16 protein-coding genes and 1 pseudogene are annotated in these 16,956 nt (G+C 70.0%); 7 read left to right on the forward strand and 10 right to left on the reverse strand.

The genetic code is table 11. From position 1 onward, the window contains the following. From K8V84_RS12220 to K8V84_RS12230, 3 genes and pseudogenes are all read right to left on the reverse strand, one after another. Positions 1-432, reverse strand: a pseudogene (locus tag K8V84_RS12220) (insulinase family protein); the annotation flags it as partial. A 41-nt stretch (positions 433-473) separates the two neighbouring features. Further along, positions 474-1,778, reverse strand: a complete 1,305-nt coding sequence (locus tag K8V84_RS12225; protein ID WP_304074263.1) for a pitrilysin family protein — start codon at positions 1,776-1,778, stop codon at positions 474-476. Between the two features lie 163 nt (positions 1,779-1,941). Beyond that, entirely contained in the window at positions 1,942-2,625 is a 684-nt protein-coding gene (locus tag K8V84_RS12230) for a hypothetical protein (RefSeq protein ID WP_304074265.1), read from the reverse strand. Between the two features lie 125 nt (positions 2,626-2,750). On the opposite strand from K8V84_RS12230, the gene K8V84_RS12235 reads away from it, so the two are divergent. Both K8V84_RS12235 and K8V84_RS12240 read left to right on the forward strand, forming a co-directional pair. Next, positions 2,751-4,472: a S49 family peptidase gene (locus K8V84_RS12235; RefSeq protein WP_304074266.1), complete on the forward strand. Its 1,722-nt coding sequence runs from the start codon at positions 2,751-2,753 to the stop codon at positions 4,470-4,472. Continuing rightward, complete coding sequence (locus K8V84_RS12240; RefSeq protein WP_304074268.1) at positions 4,457-4,969, forward strand: flavin reductase family protein; 513 nt, start codon at positions 4,457-4,459, stop codon at positions 4,967-4,969. Before K8V84_RS12235 ends, K8V84_RS12240 begins: the two co-directional genes overlap by 16 nt. An 83-nt stretch (positions 4,970-5,052) precedes the next feature. Here the strand turns inward: K8V84_RS12240 and K8V84_RS12245 are convergent, their stop codons facing one another. From K8V84_RS12245 to K8V84_RS12270, 6 genes are all read right to left on the reverse strand, one after another. After that, positions 5,053-5,955 (reverse strand): ABC transporter substrate-binding protein, encoded by a 903-nt coding sequence (locus K8V84_RS12245; RefSeq protein WP_304074269.1) that lies wholly within the window; start codon positions 5,953-5,955, stop codon positions 5,053-5,055. 20 nt (positions 5,956-5,975) lie between these two features. Then, complete coding sequence (locus K8V84_RS12250) at positions 5,976-6,656, reverse strand: ABC transporter permease (RefSeq protein ID WP_304074271.1); 681 nt, start codon at positions 6,654-6,656, stop codon at positions 5,976-5,978. Beyond that, positions 6,653-7,420: an ABC transporter permease gene (locus K8V84_RS12255; RefSeq protein ID WP_304074273.1), complete on the reverse strand. Its 768-nt coding sequence runs from the start codon at positions 7,418-7,420 to the stop codon at positions 6,653-6,655. The genes K8V84_RS12250 and K8V84_RS12255 overlap by 4 nt, the downstream gene beginning before the upstream one ends. After that, positions 7,417-8,532 carry an ABC transporter ATP-binding protein gene (locus K8V84_RS12260; protein ID WP_304074275.1) on the reverse strand — a complete coding sequence of 372 codons (1,116 nt, stop codon included), beginning with the start codon at positions 8,530-8,532 and terminating at the stop codon, positions 7,417-7,419. The genes K8V84_RS12255 and K8V84_RS12260 overlap by 4 nt, the downstream gene beginning before the upstream one ends. Positions 8,533-8,698: 166 nt before the next feature. After that, a complete protein-coding gene (locus tag K8V84_RS12265; RefSeq protein WP_304074277.1) occupies positions 8,699-9,373 on the reverse strand; it encodes an HAD family hydrolase in 675 nt (224 codons plus the stop codon). A 27-nt stretch (positions 9,374-9,400) separates the two neighbouring features. Then, positions 9,401-10,129, reverse strand: coding sequence for an NUDIX domain-containing protein (locus K8V84_RS12270; RefSeq protein WP_304074279.1), 729 nt, complete (start codon positions 10,127-10,129; stop codon positions 9,401-9,403). Positions 10,130-10,240: 111 nt separating this feature from the next. On the opposite strand from K8V84_RS12270, the gene nadA reads away from it, so the two are divergent. Both nadA and K8V84_RS12280 read left to right on the forward strand, forming a co-directional pair. Next, positions 10,241-11,239, forward strand: coding sequence for a quinolinate synthase NadA (gene nadA, locus K8V84_RS12275; RefSeq protein WP_304074281.1), 999 nt, complete (start codon positions 10,241-10,243; stop codon positions 11,237-11,239). Positions 11,240-11,360: 121 nt separating this feature from the next. Beyond that, positions 11,361-12,737: a sigma-70 family RNA polymerase sigma factor gene (locus tag K8V84_RS12280; RefSeq protein ID WP_304074282.1), complete on the forward strand. Its 1,377-nt coding sequence runs from the start codon at positions 11,361-11,363 to the stop codon at positions 12,735-12,737. Between the two features lie 12 nt (positions 12,738-12,749). Here the strand turns inward: K8V84_RS12280 and K8V84_RS12285 are convergent, their stop codons facing one another. Continuing rightward, the gene (locus tag K8V84_RS12285) at positions 12,750-13,382 is read right to left on the reverse strand and encodes a TetR family transcriptional regulator (protein WP_304074283.1); all 633 of its coding nucleotides are present in this window, start codon (positions 13,380-13,382) and stop codon (positions 12,750-12,752) included. A gap of 355 nt (positions 13,383-13,737) precedes the next feature. Here K8V84_RS12285 and K8V84_RS12290 point away from each other — a divergent pair, with 355 nt between their 5' ends. The 3 genes from K8V84_RS12290 to K8V84_RS12300 form a co-directional block, all read left to right on the forward strand. After that, on the forward strand, positions 13,738-14,748 hold the full coding sequence (locus tag K8V84_RS12290) for an MBL fold metallo-hydrolase (RefSeq protein ID WP_304074285.1): 1,011 nt from the start codon (positions 13,738-13,740) through the stop codon (positions 14,746-14,748). Between the two features lie 153 nt (positions 14,749-14,901). Continuing rightward, complete coding sequence (locus tag K8V84_RS12295; protein WP_304074287.1) at positions 14,902-16,254, forward strand: glycosyltransferase family 4 protein; 1,353 nt, start codon at positions 14,902-14,904, stop codon at positions 16,252-16,254. An 86-nt stretch (positions 16,255-16,340) separates the two neighbouring features. Continuing rightward, positions 16,341-16,956 (forward strand): class I SAM-dependent methyltransferase (locus tag K8V84_RS12300; RefSeq protein ID WP_304074289.1); only part of this gene is annotated, 616 nt, incomplete at its 3' end.

Here is a 16,956-nt window from a genome sequence, read left to right on the forward strand (position 1 = left end):
CTCCAGCCAGAAGCGCTCCAGGAGCTGCTCACGGCGTCGGAGGATGTCGTCGGGGTTCAGCGCGGGGCGGCGCACCGCGTCGGTGAACAGGCGTACGGCCTCGCCGAGGCGGTTGGTCGGCGCGTCCAGGCCGGTGATGAATCCGTCCCAGTTGACGCGGGAGATCCACTCGGCGCCGTAGCGCTCCAGTGCGGGCGCCAGCGAGCTGTTGCCATCGGGGCCGTCTTCGAGGACCTCGCTGGTCAGGGCGCTCACACCCATGGCGTCGAGGGGTTCGACCGCGCCGCCCGCCGGGTGGATGAGGCGAAGCGAGGCCAACTGCTGACCGGGAAGGTCGACGGCGACGACCGTGCCGTTGCCGACACGGATGCGCTGGGGCTTGGGGAAGGTGTAGGACGCGGCGGCACCGAGGTCCGGACGGGTCTGCTGCATGCTGCGGCTCTTTCTGTGGCTGGGAACGACGGGGCCTGCGGTCACGAACGGGAAGCGTCGGCGTCGGCCCCGGTTTCGGGGTCGAACCGAACGACCAGCATGTTCTCGTCGACCAGGAGGCGCGCGGCGGCGTCACGGACCTCTTCGGCGGTGATGTCGGCCCAGCGCTGCGGCCAGGTGTAGGCGAGCTCGGGGTCGTCGAACAGCTGCGTGCAACCGCCGATGGTGTCGGCCAGGCCCAAGGGGCCGGAGATGTGGTGCAGGTGCTCGCGCTCCAGGACCGCGCGGGCACGGTCGAGCTCCTCGTCGCTCACTCCGTCGGCGAGCTTGGAGATCTCCTCGCGGATGGCCTTCTCCAGCACGTCGCCGTCGACGTTCTCGCGGGCGAGCATGTTCACCAGCAGCAGGCTGTCGGTGTAGCGGAACGGCAGGATGTCCGCGGCGCCGCCGCCGTCGTCGGCGGCGATGGGGCGGTCCACGACCAGCGAACGGTACAGGCGGCTGCCCTGTCCCTGTCCCAGGACCGCGGCGGCCAGCTGGGCGGCGTCGTGCTCGCGTTCGCCGTAGGCCGGCACCCGGAAGCCGATGAAGACGCCGGCCGCGGGGACGGTCTCGGTGACCGCGTCGCGCACCGGTCCGCCCAGTCCGCCGGTCAGAGCGGCGTCGGGGACCTCGGGGATCTCCTCACGGGCCGGGATGTGTCCGAAGAACTTCTCCACCCGGGCCAGGACGTCGGCGGTGTCCAGGTCGCTGACGATGGTCAGGACGCAGTTGTCCGGGCCGTAGTGCAGCTTGTGGAAGGACTTGACGTAGTCCAGGTCCGCGGCGTCCAGGTCGGCCATGGATCCGATGGTCGGATGATGGTAGGGGTGGCCCTCCGGGTAGGCAAGGCGCAGGATGCGCTCCAGCGCGGTGCCGTAGGGCTGGTTCTCGTAGCGCTGGCGGCGCTCGTTCTTGACCACGTCGCGCTGGTTGTCCAGGACCTCCTGGGTCATGCCCTCGCGCAGGGTGGCCAGACGGTCGGACTCCAGCCACAGGATCAGGTCCAGGGCGTGGGTGGGGACCGTCTCGAAGTAGTTGGTGCGGTCGGTGGACGTGGAGGCGTTGATGTCGCCGCCGAGCCGCTCGACCGCGTCGAAGTGGTCACCCTTGCCGGTGTTTCCGGTTCCCTGGAACATCAGGTGCTCGAACAGGTGGGCGAACCCCGTGCGCCCGGGCACCTCGTGGCGCGAACCCACGCCGTACCAGAGGTTGACCGCGGCGACCTGACCGGTGGAGGCCGGAGCGGTCACAAGACGCAAACCGTTGTCCAGCGTGTACTGCTCGACCCGCCCGGACGTTCCCATGGTGGTCACCTGCGCATGCACCCCATCAAATCGCGTTGACTGCTTCGGCGAATACGAGCCTATGGCCTCAAGGCACCGTCAGGACACGAGGTTCGGGCAATCCGTAGGGGTTTTCGTCGCCCCCCCGCCGGCCGATACCGGGAAGGGCGTGACGCGGGAGACCTCAGGAGTTCGCGCGGTAGGCGGTGGTGTCCATCGACGCGGCGATCTCGTCGTAGAGGGCGTCGTACTGGGCGTCGACGGACCACACGTAGAGCATCACGTCGCTCTCGGGCAGGAACCACATGCGCACCTCGAAGCCGTCGCCGTTGGCGCAGGTGACGTTCCAGATCGAGTGGTGGGACTTGAGTCCGTCGGCGTGCTCGAAGACGTTGCCGGTGCCGTTGGACAGGGTCGCCTCGTCCACGCCGATGTTGCCCGAGCCCGCGGTGTTGAGGCTGCGGCAGCTGTCGGTGTTGTCCGCCCATCCGTTGTCGTCGTGGAAGGCGTCGTCCTTCTTGGGCCAGCTCTGGGGGTGGTCGGCGGCCTGCTTGGGGACCAGTCGGACCGAACCGTAGGCGCAGGCGCTCTGTCCGGGAGGGGTCAGGCACGCCTGGCCGCCCTCGTTCTGGATCTCCCAGTCGTCGGGGGCCTCGATCTTCACCCCGGCGACCTCGACGTGCTCGAAGCCCTCCGGGCCGGGCGGGTCGATCGCGGGCATCATGCCGCTCTCGCCGCGCTCCAGCTCGACCTCCTCGGGTCCCCCGGAACCGCAGGCACCGAGTGTCAACAATGCCACCGCCGCGACCGCGGCGCCCTGGACGCCCCTTCTCGCACGTCGCCGCACCCGGTCCTTCGCGCCCGCCATGGTCCGTCCCGCCCTTCTCTGTGGTCTCCACCGCCGTGGGGTCCTCGCCGGCTCGGAGCAAGGTCGACCCTAGCGCTATCCACAGGCTCGACGCACAGCGGAACCGTCGCGACTACCCTGGGCCCATGGTGGACCTCGCGAAGATCACTGAGCCCTTGTCCCTCAACCGTTTCGGCCCGCGCCCCCAGGGGCCATTGGTCCTGGAACTGGATCTGACGGAAGGGGTGGTCGACGAGTCGCCCGGCGACGCCCTGAGCCAGATCATGAACCGGCGCAAACAGCAGTACCTGGAGGTACTGGAGGGTATCCGTCGCGGCGCACGCGACCCGCAGGTGGGTGCGCTCATCGTGCGGGTGGACGCGCGTTCCCTCGGCCCTGCCAAGGTACAGGAGCTGCGCGACACCGTCGCCGACTTCCGCGCCACCGGCAAGCCGGCGGTCGCCTGGGCGGACACCTTCGGCGAGGCCGGTGACGGCAACCTCCCCTACTACCTGGCGACCGCCTTCACCCGGATCGTCCTGTCCCCCACCGGCCTGGTGGGGCTGAACGGCCTGATGTCGCGCACCACGTTCTACAAGGGCGCCTTGGACAAACTCGACGTGAAGTTCGAGTTCGGCGCCCGGCACGAGTACAAGAACGCGGTCAACCCCTACACCCAGACCGGATACACCGACCCGCACCGTGAGGCGATCGGTCGGATCGTGGAATCCATGAACGACCAGATCGTCGAGGCGGTCGCGCAGACCCGAGGCCTCACCGACAAGCGGGTGCGCGAGCTCGTCGACACCGCGCCCATTTTGGCGAAGGAGGCCTTGGAGGCCGGGTTGGTCGACCGGCTCGCCTACCGGAACGAGGTCTACGACGACCTGCTGAAGGAGGTCCGGGGCGAGGGGGAGAAAGCGCCCGAGCCCACCCTGCGGTTCGTCGTGCGTTACCACCGAGGGCACCTCACCCCGCCCAAGCCCAAGTTCGTCGACGGAGACGCGCACATCGCGCTGATCTCCGCCTCCGGCGGCATCACCCTGGGCAAGAGCCGCCGTTCCCCGCTGGGCGGTGCCGTGATGGGTTCGGACACCGTCTGCGCGGCGTTCCGGGCCGCCCGTCAGGACCCTCGGGTCAAGGCCGTGGTGTTCCGGGTGGACAGCGGCGGCGGTTCGGCCATCGCCTCGGACCTGATCCGTCACGAGAGCGCGCTGACCCGTGAGGCCGGCAAGCCGGTCATCACGACGATGGGCGACGTCGCCGGTTCCGGCGGCTACTACGTGGCCCTGGGGTCGGACGCGATCGTGGCCCAGCCGGCCACCATCACCGGTTCCATCGGCGTGCTCACCGGCAAGCCGGTCCTGGGCGCCCTCAAGGAACGCTTCGGCATCACCTCGGACTCGGTCCGCCAGGGCGCGCACGCCGCGATGTTCGACTCCGAGAAGGGCTTCGGCGAGTCCGAGTGGGAGCGGATCAACGCCCTGTTGGACGACGTCTACGACGACTTCGTCTCCAAGGTGGCCGCCGCCCGTGGAAGGACCTGGGACGAGATCCACGAAGTCGCCAGGGGCCGGATCTGGACCGGTGCCGACGCCAAGGTGTGCGGTCTGGTCGACGAACTGGGCGGTGTGGAGACGGCGGTGCGGCTGGCCAGGGACAAGGCCGGAGCCGGAGCGCTGCCGGTGCGTTCGTTCCCGCGCACCCACCCGTTGGACCGGTTGCGGGCGCACGAGTCCAGCGAGGACATGGCCGCGGAGCCGCAGACGGTCCTGAGCGCCTGGGGTCCGCTGGAGCACGTGGCGGCCCGTCTGGGTCTGCCCGTCGCCGGGCCCCTGAGCATGCCCGGGACATGGGAGATCCGTTGAGCGTGGACGGTGGCGCCTACCTGGGCGCCATGGCGATGTTGCCGACCGGGGTGACGGTGGTGACCATCGCGGACGGACGGGACGACATCGGGGCGACCGTGAGCGCCCTGGTCTCGGTGTCGGTGGACCCCCCGGTGGTCATGTTGAGCGTGGACTCGGAGGGGTACGTGGCCGAGGTCGTGGCGGAGGTGGGCGCGTTCGCGGTGAGCGTGCTCTCGGCCGACCAGCGCGCCCTGGCCGGCCGGTTCTCCGCCGAGGGCCGCCCCAGCGCCCGCCTGCTGGTGTCGGGGCAGCCGCACCACCGGGGCGAGCACACCAGGGCGATCGTGTTGGACGAGGCCCTCTCGGCCCTGGAGTGCTCGGTGCGACAGAAAGTGGAGGTCGGCGACCACACGGTGTTCTTCGCCGACGTGGTGGGCCTGCCGAAGGTGGGCGCGGACCGTCCCGGCCCCGCGATGGTGCGCTGGGGCGGCCGCTACCACTCCGTGGAGCCCTGAAGGGCCGGTCACGGTCGTCAACGGCGCGTGGGGCGGCCCCGGGGCGTGTCCACCCCGGGGCCGGTCCCGATGTCCTGGTGGACTCAGGCCAGGCCCTGCTCCGTCAGCCACTCCTGCGCGACGTCGGCGGCGTTCTCGTTGTCGACGACGATCCGCTTGTTGAGCTCGGTCAGCTCATCGGTGGTGAGGGTGTTCGACACCCCGTCGATGATCCCCCGGGCGGTCTCGTCGACCTGCTCGGAGTTGATCAGCGGGGTGACGTTCTGAGCACCGAAGAGGTTCTCGGGGTCCTCCAGGACCACGAACCCCTCCTCCGCGATCTGCGGATCGGTGGTGAACAGGTTGGCGGCCTGGATGTCGTCGTCGGTGAGCGCCTTGGTGAGCAGGGCGACCTCCAGCGAACGGAACTCGCCGAACTCCACCCCGTACACCGACTCCAGGCCCATGACCCCCTGCTGACGGGTCTCGAACTCCGGCGGCCCGCCCAGCACCAGGTCGTCCGCCACGTCGGCGAGGTCGGGAAGGGAGGCCAGGTCGTACTCGTCCGCGATCTCCCGGGTGACGGTCACCGAGTCCTTGTTCTCGGCCTCGGAGGAGGCCAGGATCTCCAGCCCCTCGGGCAGCGCCTCCTCCAGCAGGGTGTTGGTCTCCTCGGAGTCGGCGCTGGGCGCCTCATCGTCCAGGTAGGCCAGGATCGCGCCGTTGTACTCGGGGAAGAGCGACAGCGCCCCCGCCTCGATCTGGTCGTAGTACACCTCACGGCTGCCGATGTTGAGCTGGTAGTCCACCGGCACCCCCTCGGCCTCCAACGCGCGCCCGTAGACCTCGGCGAGCAGGGTGCTCTCGGGGAAGTCCGCGGAACCGACGACGATGGCGCCGCTCTCGCCGCCCTCGGCGTCATCGCCCTCCTCGAAGGGATCACTGCCTCCGCAGGCGCTCAGGAGCAGCACGAGGGGGAGCCCGGCCAGGGCGAGTTTCTTGCTCATGTCAGATGCCTCTTTTCGGATCAGCGTGTGGCGGCGGCCTCGGCACGCAGCCCCGGGGCGACGAGGAGACGTCGCAGCCCGGCGAACAGGAGTGTGGTGACCACCGCCAGTCCCACCACCAGGACGGAACCGCCCAGCAGCATGGAAAGGTCCTGGCGGGCCTGGCCGTCCACGATGTAGCGGCCCAGCCCTCCCACGCCCACGTAGGCGGCGATGGTGGCCGTGGCGACGACCTGCACCGCGGCGGTGCGCATGCCCATGAGGATGAGCGGGGTGGCCACCGGCAGTTCGAGCTTGAACAGGACCTCGCGCCCGCGCATGCCCATGCCCACGGCGGCGTCCTTCAACCTGGGGTCCACCCCCCGCACACCCTCATGGGTGTTGACGAGGATGGGCGGGACTGCGAGGGCCACCAGCGCGCACACCACCGGGACCAGGCCGATCCCGGCCAGGAGCACGATGAGGAACAACACCCCGATGGTGGGCAGGGCTCGGGCGAAGTTGGCGAGGCTGGTGGTGAGGAACCCGCCGACGCCGCTGTGTCCGGTGAGCAGCCCCACCGGGACGGCGATGGCGGTGGACAGCAGCAGTCCCAGCAGCGAGTAGTAGACGTGTTCGCCCAGTCGTGCGGGGATCCCGGCGGACCCGGTCCACTGGGCGGGGTCACCGAACCACTCGACCAACAGGGTCAGGATGTTCACGTCGACTCCCGGTGGTCGGAGGCGGTGCCTGCGGCTGCCGCCGCCTCGGCGTGGGCAGCGCGCTTGCGGGCGAAGCGCCCCTTGCCGGCGTGGGCCCACGGGGTGAGCAACCGCTGGGCGATGACCAGGACCGCGTCGGTGACCAGGGCGAGCGCCACCGTGAGAACGATGCCGACGACGATGGGGGCGTCGAACTGACGACGGAAACCCTCACTGACGATCAGCTGCCCCAGACCGCCCAGACCCACCAGGGAGGCGACGCTGACCATGCTGATGGTGGCCACCGAGGCCACCCGCAACCCGGCGATGATCACCGGAACCGCCACCGGCATCTCCACGAACACCAGACGACGCAACGGTCCGAAGCCCATGGCGACCGCGGCCTGGCGCACGTGTTCGGGCACCTGCCGCAGCCCGTCCACCACGTTGGGCAGCAGGATCACCAGCGTGTACAGGGCCAGCGGGACGATCGCGGTCCAGTCGCTGAATCCGGTGTAGGGCAGCATCAAGAAGAACAGGGCGATGGAGGGCACCGAGTACAGGACGTTCACCCCGGTGAGCACCGGCGGGTAGACCGGTCTCCAACGCACGCAGGCCAGCCCCAGCGGCAGCGCGATGGCGAGGCCGATGAGGATGGACACGTAGGACAGCCGCATGTGCTCCAGCAACCGGGCCAGGATGCCGCGGTCCGGCTCTCCCGGGTGACTCCAGTCGGCGACCGCCCAATCGATGATCCCGCTCACCCAGTCGAAGGCCGCGGTCATTCGCTCACCGACCAGATCGCGGTGCCCAGGTCGTCCTGGGAGACCACGCCGAGGACCGCCCCGTCGGTGTCCACGCCCACCGCCCGACCGGCCGGCGAGAGGACCGCGGCGTCCAAGGCGGCGCGCAGGGAGTCGGTGGCGACGTTGAAGATGTGTCCGTAGGGCGCGAGCTCCAGCGACCCGAGGGTGACCCCGGCCGGGGATTCGTTGAGCTGTCGCGCGCTCACCCAACCCAGCGGTGAGCGTCCCTCGTCCACCACCAGCGCCCAGGGTTCACGGTCGGAGACCACGGCGTCGCGAGCCCGTTCCACCCGGTCCTCGGCGTCGAAGACCACGTCCTGGCGCAGTGAGAGAGAGCCGGCGGGGAAGAAGGACAGGCGCCGCACCCCGCGGTCGTAGCCGACGAAGGACTCCACGAACTCGTCGGCCGGTTCGGCGAGCAACCGTTCGGGGGTGTCGTACTGGGCGAGCCTCCCACCGGGGCGAAAGACCGCGATCCGATCGCCCAGCCTCACGGCCTCGTCGATGTCGTGGGTGACGAACACGATCGTCTTGTGCAGTTCCTGCTGCAACCGCAGCAGTTCGTCCTGCAGGCTCGTGCGCACCACCGGGTCGACCGCGCTGAAGGGTTCGTCCATCAACAGCACCGGCGGATCGGCGGCCAGCGCGCGGGCGACCCCGACCCTCTGCTGTTGGCCGCCGGAGAGCTGGTGGGGGTAGCGCTTGGCCTGGGAGCGTTCGAGCCCGACCAGTTCCATGAGCTCGGTCGCCCTGGCCCTGGCCTTGGAGCGACTCCACCCGAGCAGCAGCGGGACGGTGGCGATGTTGTCCAGGACGGTGCGGTGCGGGAAGAGCCCGGCCTGTTGGATGACGTAGCCGATGGAACGGCGCAGCTTCGCGGGGTCCTGTTGCCGGATGTCCACGTCGTCGACGCGGATGGTACCTCGGGTGGGTTCGACCATGCGGTTGATCATCCGCAGCGAGGTGGTCTTGCCGCTGCCGGAGGGGCCGACGAAGACCGTGGTCCGCCCGGTCTCCACGGCCAGGTCCAGCTCATCGACGGCGACGGTTCCGTCGGGGTAGATCTTGGCGGCGCCCTCGAACGTGATCATGGGCTCTCCTTCGGGGGCGGGGCGATGCCGACCGGCGCGGGTGACAGGGGTCGGCGGCCGGTCCGAGACCGTAGCGACGTTACCCGAGCACACTGTGGACAAACCGTTACGACGCGGCCCGTGACCGAATCGCGCCCGTGTCCTTCCGTCTCTCCCGCCCCGCCGGTCAGCGCGTGTTCCGGGCGGCCCATGCGGCGACCTGATGGAGGTCGTCGACGATGACGTCGGCTCGCCGTGCCTCGGGGTCGGCCGCGTGCCGGTAGCCGTAAATGCCTCGGCGCAGCAGGGCGGTGCTCATGCCGGCCTGTCGCGCCGGCAGCACGTCGTTGTCGACCCTGTCGCCGACGTAGAGGATCTCGCTCGGCGCGATGTCGGGGGTCTTCTCGCGCACCAGGTCCAGGGTGCGGTCGAAGAACTCGGGGCGGGGCTTGGCCACCCCCCAGGTGTCGGAGATGCCGATGCCGTCCACCGGCAGGTCCATCGCCGCCAGCGCCGCACCGGCCTCGACCGGCTGGTTGCCCGCGATGACCAGGCTCAGCCCGGCCTTGCGCATGGTGTCGAAGGCCGGGCGCACGTCCGGGTACAGGTCGCCCTCACCGAAGTGCTCGCGCTCGCCCTCGGGGTCCTCCTCGCGCCAGCGGGCACTCTCGACCGCCAGGTCGAACCCGGGGACCAACAGACGGAAACCGTCGGTGAGGGTGCCCCCGGAGGCGATCACGCCGCCGATGGTGCCGAAGAACGCCATGTGCGGGACCCCGAAACGGTCCGCCCAGCGCGCGAAGATACGCGTCTCGTCGATCAGGGTCTCGCCGACGTCGAACACCACAGTACGAATTGCCACGATCAGGGAGTGTACCCAGGAGGGGACCTACGTCTGGCCGGGCGGACGCAGGACGGCGAAGGCGTCGGTGACCTCCATCTCACGGGTCCGGAACCGGAACAACGCGGCCGGCCGCCCGCCCGAGCGCCCCGACGGCACCGAGCGTCCCGTCTCCTCGATCTGTCCCCGGCGCAGCAGCACCCGACGCAGGTTGGTCGCGGCCACGTCGTGACCGAGCGCGGCGCGGTAGTAGCCGGACAGCTCCGACATGGTGAACTCGGGCGGCGCCAAGGCGAAACCGACATTGGTGTAGCTGAGTTTGGAGCGCAGACGCCGCCGCCCCGAACGCACGATCGAAGCGTGGTCGAAGGCCATCGGGGGCAGACCGGAGGCCGGATGCCAGTCGGTGTCGTCGGGCACGACCGGGTCGACGTCCGCGGGGACCAGCCCCAGGTAGGCGGTGGCCAGGGTGCGCCGCTGCGGGTCGCGTCCGGGTTCGCTGCGCGTCTCCAGTTGTTCGAGGTGGCTCAGGTCGCGGACGTCGACCTTCTGGGCGAGTTGTCGACGGATCGAGGCGCCCAGGTCCTCCTCTGCTCCGAGTCTGCCGCCGGGCAGGGCCCACTCCCCCTCGCAGGGAGGTAGGGCCCGTCGCCACAGCAGGACGCACAGTTCACCCGCGCGGATCTGGAGGACGACCGCTAGCGCCTCGTGCGCCGAGAGCGTGGCCTGTCCGTTTACCTCCGAGATATCCACCCTGTCCCTTCCGTTCCCCGCCATGTTAAGCTGCACCAGGTTTGTGCCTGCCAGACGAAAACCTGGTATCCACACCGCCCTCCCACGGCACGGCGCCCGCACGCCGAGCCCACAGCCTCGAGGAAGTAGTAGGACATGGCAACGGTCACCGAGACGGCGGACACCATGACCAGGCAGGAATGGGCCACCGAGGTCCGCCGCCTGGCGGAGGAGCGCGACGCTGTCATCCTCGCGCACAACTACCAGCGTCCGGAAATCCAGGACGTGGCACACCACACCGGCGACTCACTGGCCCTGTCCCGCCTGGCGGCGAGCGTCGACGCGAGCACCATCGTGTTCTGCGGCGTGCACTTCATGGCCGAGACCGCCAAGATCCTCGCGCCGGAGAAGACCATCCTGCTGCCCGACCCCAACGCGGGCTGCTCGTTGGCCGACACCATCACCGCCGAGGACGTGCGGAACTGGAAGGCCCAGCACCCCGGCGCGGCCGTGGTCGCCTACGTCAACACCACGGCGGCGGTCAAGGCCGAGACCGACATCTGCTGCACCTCCTCCAACGCCGCCGACGTCATCAGGTCCATCCCGGAGGATCAGGAGATCCTCTTCCTCCCCGACCAGTTCCTGGGCGCCCACGTCAAGCGGGTCACCGGTCGCGACAACATCCACGTGTGGATGGGCGAGTGCCACGTACACGCCGGCATCGACGGCCACACCCTGCGCGAGCGCGTGGCGGCCGAGCCCGACGCCGAGGTCTACGTGCACCCCGAGTGCGGCTGCGCGACCTCCGCCCTCTACCTGGTCGGCAGCGGCGCCGTCCCCGAGGACCGGGTCAAGGTGCTGTCCACCGGCGGCATGCTCACCGCCGCGGAGAACACCAACGCCGCCAAGGTCCTCATCGCCACCGAGACCGGCATGCTGCACCAGCTGCGCAACGCCAACTCGCACACGACGTTCGAGGCGGTCAACTCCCGCGCGGAGTGCCACTACATGAAGATGATCGACGCGGACAAGCTGCTGAACTCGCTGCGCCACGGCACCACCGAGATCACGGTCGACCCCGAGACCTCCGAGCGCGCCCGCCGCTCGGTGGAACGCATGGTCGCCATCGGTCAGCCCTCGCGCGGCGGAGAGTGAGAACACGCCCGTCCTCGTGACTCGGGTAACAGAAGTCTCACCTTCAGGACACAGCTGATCGATTCCCGCACGCCACGGTCCTCCCCTCGCTAGCGTCACGACAGACAGCGGGGGGAGAATCGTGATCAGAGGTAACGAAAGAGACGAAGCGGCGGGGCCGGTCGAGGCGCTCCACGACGCCTACGCGCAGGCGCTCTACCGGTACGCGTGGTCCCTTCTCGGTGGTGGCGATCCGGGTGATCCGCAGGACCCGGTCACCGAGGCCGTCCACGAGGGTCTCGTCGCCGGGGTGGTACTGGAGGGGAAGCTCCGTGACCCGGCCGATCGCGGCCCCTGGCTCTACGCCCTGGTCCGGGCCGCCTGCCAACGCCGCGGCTTCGCGCACACCTGCCCCTACACCCGGCTGGCCACCGTGCCCGACGAGACCCCGGTCGCGCGCATGTTCTCCCGCTTGCCCGCCAGCCACCGCGAACTCGTCGAGCTGAACCTGCGCCACGTGCTGCCCTCCTCCGCGGTGGCCCGGGTGCTCGGGCTCGAACCGCGGATCTGTGACGAACTGGCCCGTTCGGCGATCCGTCGCGCCGCGGAGGGCCTGAACCGACTGCCCGGGCAGGACGATTCGCAGGACCCCGAAGAGAACGAGACCCCCAACCGGCGAGACCAGATCCAACAGGTCTCCTCCGCGCTGGCCCTGCTACGCCCGCCCGGCGCCCCGCCGGGGCTGCGCGAGCGCGTCGTGCACACCTGCCTGGCCCCCGAGGCCGCCGAGGAACGCAAGCGGATCGCCACGGCCATGCAACCGCTCACCGAGGACGGCTACCCGGTGCACCGCGCCCGCGTCGTGGGCGTCGTCCCGATCGAGGACGCGGAGATGGACGAGGTGACGGCCCCGATGCCCGCCACCACGCCACGCCCCCTGCCCGAGGACCGGATCACCACCCAGGACCAGACGCTCCACGAGAACACGCGGGTGCCGCCACCCGCACCCGAGCGCAGGCGCTGGCCGCTGCCGGCCGTCTCCGGGCTGGCCACGGTGGCGGTGGCACTGGGGCTGTGGTGGTGGGCCGGCCTGGCGGGCGCGCCACCGACGATGATCGACGCCGGGCCCGCCGAGAACGGCCGTGTCCACGACGGTTCCAAGGTGGAGTCGGTCTCCACCGCCTCCGAGGAGAAACCCGGCGTCGAACCCTCGCCCGAGGTCGAGGACGCTCCCGCGGCTCCGGCCCCGGAGGCGACCACGGGCACGGAGCCGGAGGCGACCGCCCCCGACGGCCCGGTCGATCCCGAGGACGGTCAGGAGGCCGAGGACGGCCCGGGGCAGGAGCCCGATCCGGAACCCGGCTCGCCCGAGGCTCCGGAGGACGAGGACGACACGTCCCCGCCACCACCGCCGGCGGACGACGAAGCCCCCGGGGAGGAACCCGGGGGCGAGGAGCCGGGCGGTGGCTCCAGGGGCCTGCTCGGTGGGCTGTTCGATCTGCTCTTCGGCGCAGAGTGACCCGGGCCGAGATCAGAAGGAGACGAGGAGGCGTTCGGCGGTCACGTGCAGCCGCCGCTCGACCTCTTCCACGTCGCGCCGACCCTTGAGCACCTCCACCAGCTCGAATATCCACACGCTGGTCAGCGATCCGGCCAGGACGTACTCGGTGCCGTCACGGTCCACCTCGTCCACGGAGGTGGTCTCCTCCACGGTGTCGGCGGGACGGGCCGCGACGAGGTTTCCGGTGGCCACCCGCCACACCAGGTCGGTGATGCGCACGTCCAGCTCGATCTTGACCTCGGCCATGATCAGCGAACGCACCAGCGCGTCGGCCAGCTCGGGCTCGCGCATGAGTCCGCGGGTGGCGCGCAACAGCACGTCGACGGCACGACCCGAGGCGGTGTCCGCGGTGGGCGGACGGCGCACGATGCCGCCCTCCAGCAGGTCGAGCTCCTCGGTGACCACGGCCACGACCAGGTCCATCTTCGAGGGGAAGTAGCGGTAGAGGGTGCCCAGGGCGACCCCGGCGCGCTCGGCCACCGAGCGCATCTGCATCGCTTCGACGCCGCCGCGCACCGCCAGGGCGGCCGCGGTCTGGACGATACGTCGGCGACGCTGTGTCTGATTCCGCGTCATCGTTCCGATCGGTGCCTGCACCGCCACTGGGTCTCTCCCCTTCGTCATCGATCCACCACGAGCGCGGTGGCCGAGAGCCGCCTCAAGGCCGGCGCAACATCGCCGACCGTCATGAGAACACGTTATCTAACGCCTTCCCTCCCAGGCAGCCGTTCGAACCCATGATCCGCACCTCATCTCCCGACGTGACAGAGGTAATACGAGATCATGGTAGAGATTTTCGGGTCGATCGCCCAGCCGGGTAGAATATGTTCTACTTCGTCGAACACCTACGGGCTGGACCGCAATCGTCCGGCTTTGGTCGTACTCCGCCCAAAAGCTCCAAGACCCCCTTCCCTAGAATCGAATGTGATTCGGTTTCCAGCGGAAAGGCCGTGCCACAATGCGCGAGGTTCCCCCGGTCGAGGACCTGGGCGAGGGGCTGTGGAGCATCCCGGTGCCCGTCCCCCACAACCCGATCGGCTTCACCTACGTCTACGTACTCTCGGCCGTCGGTGGCCCCGTCCTCATCGACACCGGCTGGAACCACGACGACTCCTGGTCGGCGCTGGTCGACGGCCTGGCCCGGACCGGCCATCGCGTCGACCAGGTCCAGGGCGCCGTCATCACCCACTTCCACGCCGACCACTGCGGCCTGACCGGCCGCCTGCGCGAGGCCTCCGACGCCTGGATCGCCATGCACCCTCGGGACATCGCCGTTCTGGAGGGACAGTCGGGACGCAGCCAGGAGGAACGGGTCACCTCGGTGATCACGCAGATGACCCGCGCCGGGTTCCCCACCGACGACATCGACACCTTCCGCGCCTCCCCCACCGTCTTCCAGTCCCCCGCCACCCCCGACCTCGCCCTCCAGGACGGCGAGCGGATCGACATGCCCGGGCCGGACCTGCGCGCCGTGTGGACGCCCGGCCACACCCCCGGCCATCTGTGCCTGCACCTGGCCGACCGGGAGATGCTGTTCACCGGCGACCACGTCCTGCCCCGCATCACCCCGCACGTGGGCCAGTTCCCCCTCGACTCGCCCGAGGGCGACCCGCTCGGCGACTTCCTGGCCTCCCAGGAGCGCGCCGGACGCCTGCCCGACGCCGAGCGACTGCTATGCCTTCCCTCACACGAGGAGCGCTTCACCGGACTGCCCGAACGCACACGGGCGATCACCGACCACCACGAGGAACGCCTCACCCGGATGGCGGAGCTGCTCGGCCACGGCCCCACCACCCTGTGGGAACTGACCTCCGGCCTGGAGTGGCGCCGCCCATGGGAGGACATGCGCGTCCTGGCCCGACACATGGCCGCCTCCGAGACCGCCGCCCATCTACGCACCTTGGAGGAGCGCGGCATGGTCAAGCGGAACGGTTCATCGGAGCTCCCCCGGTGGGCCACCATCACCTGAATCGACCACCCGGAATAGGATCCCCCTAGCCGAAGCCCGGCGCCGACCCCGAGTGAACTCGCGAGTAACATATGGGGGCGCCCAAACGGACCCGACGGCGACCAAGGACGAACGGCGGCTACCGGGCACGCGACCCAACGAAGAGGTGGACTCTTGACCCAGTCGGGCACAAGCACGGGATCGACCCCAGGGCCGTCCGGCGACCGCCGCCCCCTACGCGTCGCCCTCCTGTCGTACCGGAGCAAACAGCACGTGGGCGGACAGGGCGTGTACGTACGTCACCTGTCCCGCGAACTCGCCGCGCTCGGCCACCAGGTCACCGTCTTCTCCGGCCAGCCCTATCCGGTCCTGGACGAGGGCGTCACCCTGGAGAAACTCCCCTCCCTCGACCTGTACAACGACGTGAACCCCTTCGTCGCCCCGCCCATCCGCCAATGGCGCGACTGGATCGACGTCCTCGAGGTCGCCACCATGTGGACCGCCGGGTTCCCCGAACCGCTCACCTACTCGCTGCGCGCCAACCGCGAACTCCGCCGCCGTCTCGACGAGTTCGACGTCGTCCACGACAACCAGACCCTCGGCTGGGGCCTGCTCGGCGTCAAGTCCGCCGGCCTGCCCCTGGTCACCACCATCCACCACCCCATCAGCGTCGACCGTCGCATCGAGATCGCCGAGGCCAAAGGCCTGCAAAAGCTCTCCAAGCGACGCTGGTACGGGTTCGTGAAGATGCAGGCCCGCGTCGCCCGCCGCCTGGACCCCATCCTCGTGCCCTCCCAGTCCTCCGCCGACGACATCGCCCGCGAGTTCGGGGTCGACCCCGCCGCCATGGAGGTCACCCCGCTGGGCGTGGACACCCGCTACTTCCACCCGCGCCCCGACGTGGAACGCACCCCCGGCCGCATCGTGTGCACCGCCAGCGCCGACAGTCCCCTCAAGGGCGTCACCGTCCTGCTGCGCGCCGCCGCCAAACTCGCCACCGAACGCGACGTCACCCTGACCATCGTCAGCAAGCCCCGACCCGGTGGCCCCACCGACCGCCTCGTCGACGAACTCGGCCTGCGCGACCGCATCGAGTTCGTCAGCGGCATCGACGACGACGAACTGGGCCGCCTCATCGCCGGCGCGCAGGTCGCCGTCGTCCCCTCCTTCTACGAGGGCTTCTCCCTGCCCGCGGTCGAGGCCATGGCCTGCGGCACCCCGCTCATCGCCAGCCACGCCGGCGCCCTGCCCGAGGTGGTCGGCACCGACGGCGACGCCGGACGCCTCATCCCCCCGGGCGACCCCGACCTCCTCGCCGCCGAACTCGCCTCCCTGTTCGACGACGACGCCGAACGTGAGCGCATGAGCGCCGCCGCCTGGCGCCGTGTCCAGGAACGGTTCACCTGGAAGGCCGTCGCCGAGCTCACCGCGCAGCGATACGCCTCCACCATCACCGCCGTCAAGGGGACCACCCCCGAAGGCGACCACCGCCCCGCGCCCGTGCGGGCCCGCGCGAACGGCGCCTGACCCGCAGCACCATCCCTAGGGAGCCTCCACTGATCACCGTCGACTTCAACCTGTTCCCCGTCGGCCCGGGCCACCGCGTTCTCGACCTGGGTTGTGGCGGCGGCCGCCACGCCTTCGAGATCTACCGCCGCGGCGCCGACGTGGTCGCCTTCGACCAGAACGTCGACGACCTCGCCGAGGTCGAGACGATGTTCGCGGCCATGGCCCACGAAGGTGAGGCGCCCGCGTCCGCCAAGGCCGAGACCGTCAAGGGCGACGCCCTCGACATGCCCTTCGACAACGACTCCTTCGACCGTGTCGTCGCCGCCGAGATCTTCGAGCACCTGCCGCACGACACCGCCGCCATGAAGGAGCTGTACCGGGTCCTCAAGCCCGGTGGCATCGCCGCCGTCACCGTGCCCAGCTTCCTGCCCGAACGCATCTGCTGGGCGCTCTCGGAGGAGTACCACACCAACGAGGGCGGCCACATCCGCATCTACACCCGCGCCGAGCTGGAGGCCAAGCTCAAGGCCACCGGCTTCGAGATCGGCCCGCACCACCACGCGCACGCCCTCCACTCGCCCTACTGGTGGATCAAGTGCGCCGTGGGGACCGACAACAACGACCACCCGGCGGCCAAGGCCTACCACGACCTGCTCGTCTGGGACATGCTCCAGGCTCCCAAGGTGACCCGGATCGCGGAGAGACTCCTCAACCCGGTCA

This window comes from Nocardiopsis listeri (assembly GCF_020741345.1).
Lineage (GTDB): Bacteria > Actinomycetota > Actinomycetes > Streptosporangiales > Streptosporangiaceae > Nocardiopsis > Nocardiopsis listeri_A.

What these genes read in the sequence shown, in the direction of transcription:
- nadA (WP_304074281.1), top strand. Translation starts at nt 10,241, where the DNA reads ATGGCAACGGTCACCGAGACGGCGGACACCATGACCAGGCAGGAATGG.
- K8V84_RS12230 (WP_304074265.1), bottom strand. Translation starts at nt 2,625, where the DNA reads ATGGCGGGCGCGAAGGACCGGGTGCGGCGACGTGCGAGAAGGGGCGTC.
- K8V84_RS12235 (WP_304074266.1), top strand. Translation starts at nt 2,751, where the DNA reads ATGGTGGACCTCGCGAAGATCACTGAGCCCTTGTCCCTCAACCGTTTC.
- K8V84_RS12245 (WP_304074269.1), bottom strand. Translation starts at nt 5,955, where the DNA reads ATGAGCAAGAAACTCGCCCTGGCCGGGCTCCCCCTCGTGCTGCTCCTG.
- K8V84_RS12255 (WP_304074273.1), bottom strand. Translation starts at nt 7,420, where the DNA reads ATGACCGCGGCCTTCGACTGGGTGAGCGGGATCATCGATTGGGCGGTC.
- K8V84_RS12240 (WP_304074268.1), top strand. Translation starts at nt 4,457, where the DNA reads ATGGGAGATCCGTTGAGCGTGGACGGTGGCGCCTACCTGGGCGCCATG.
- K8V84_RS12290 (WP_304074285.1), top strand. Translation starts at nt 13,738, where the DNA reads ATGCGCGAGGTTCCCCCGGTCGAGGACCTGGGCGAGGGGCTGTGGAGC.
- K8V84_RS12225 (WP_304074263.1), bottom strand. Translation starts at nt 1,778, where the DNA reads ATGGGAACGTCCGGGCGGGTCGAGCAGTACACGCTGGACAACGGTTTG.
- K8V84_RS12270 (WP_304074279.1), bottom strand. Translation starts at nt 10,129, where the DNA reads ATGGCGGGGAACGGAAGGGACAGGGTGGATATCTCGGAGGTAAACGGA.
- K8V84_RS12260 (WP_304074275.1), bottom strand. Translation starts at nt 8,532, where the DNA reads ATGATCACGTTCGAGGGCGCCGCCAAGATCTACCCCGACGGAACCGTC.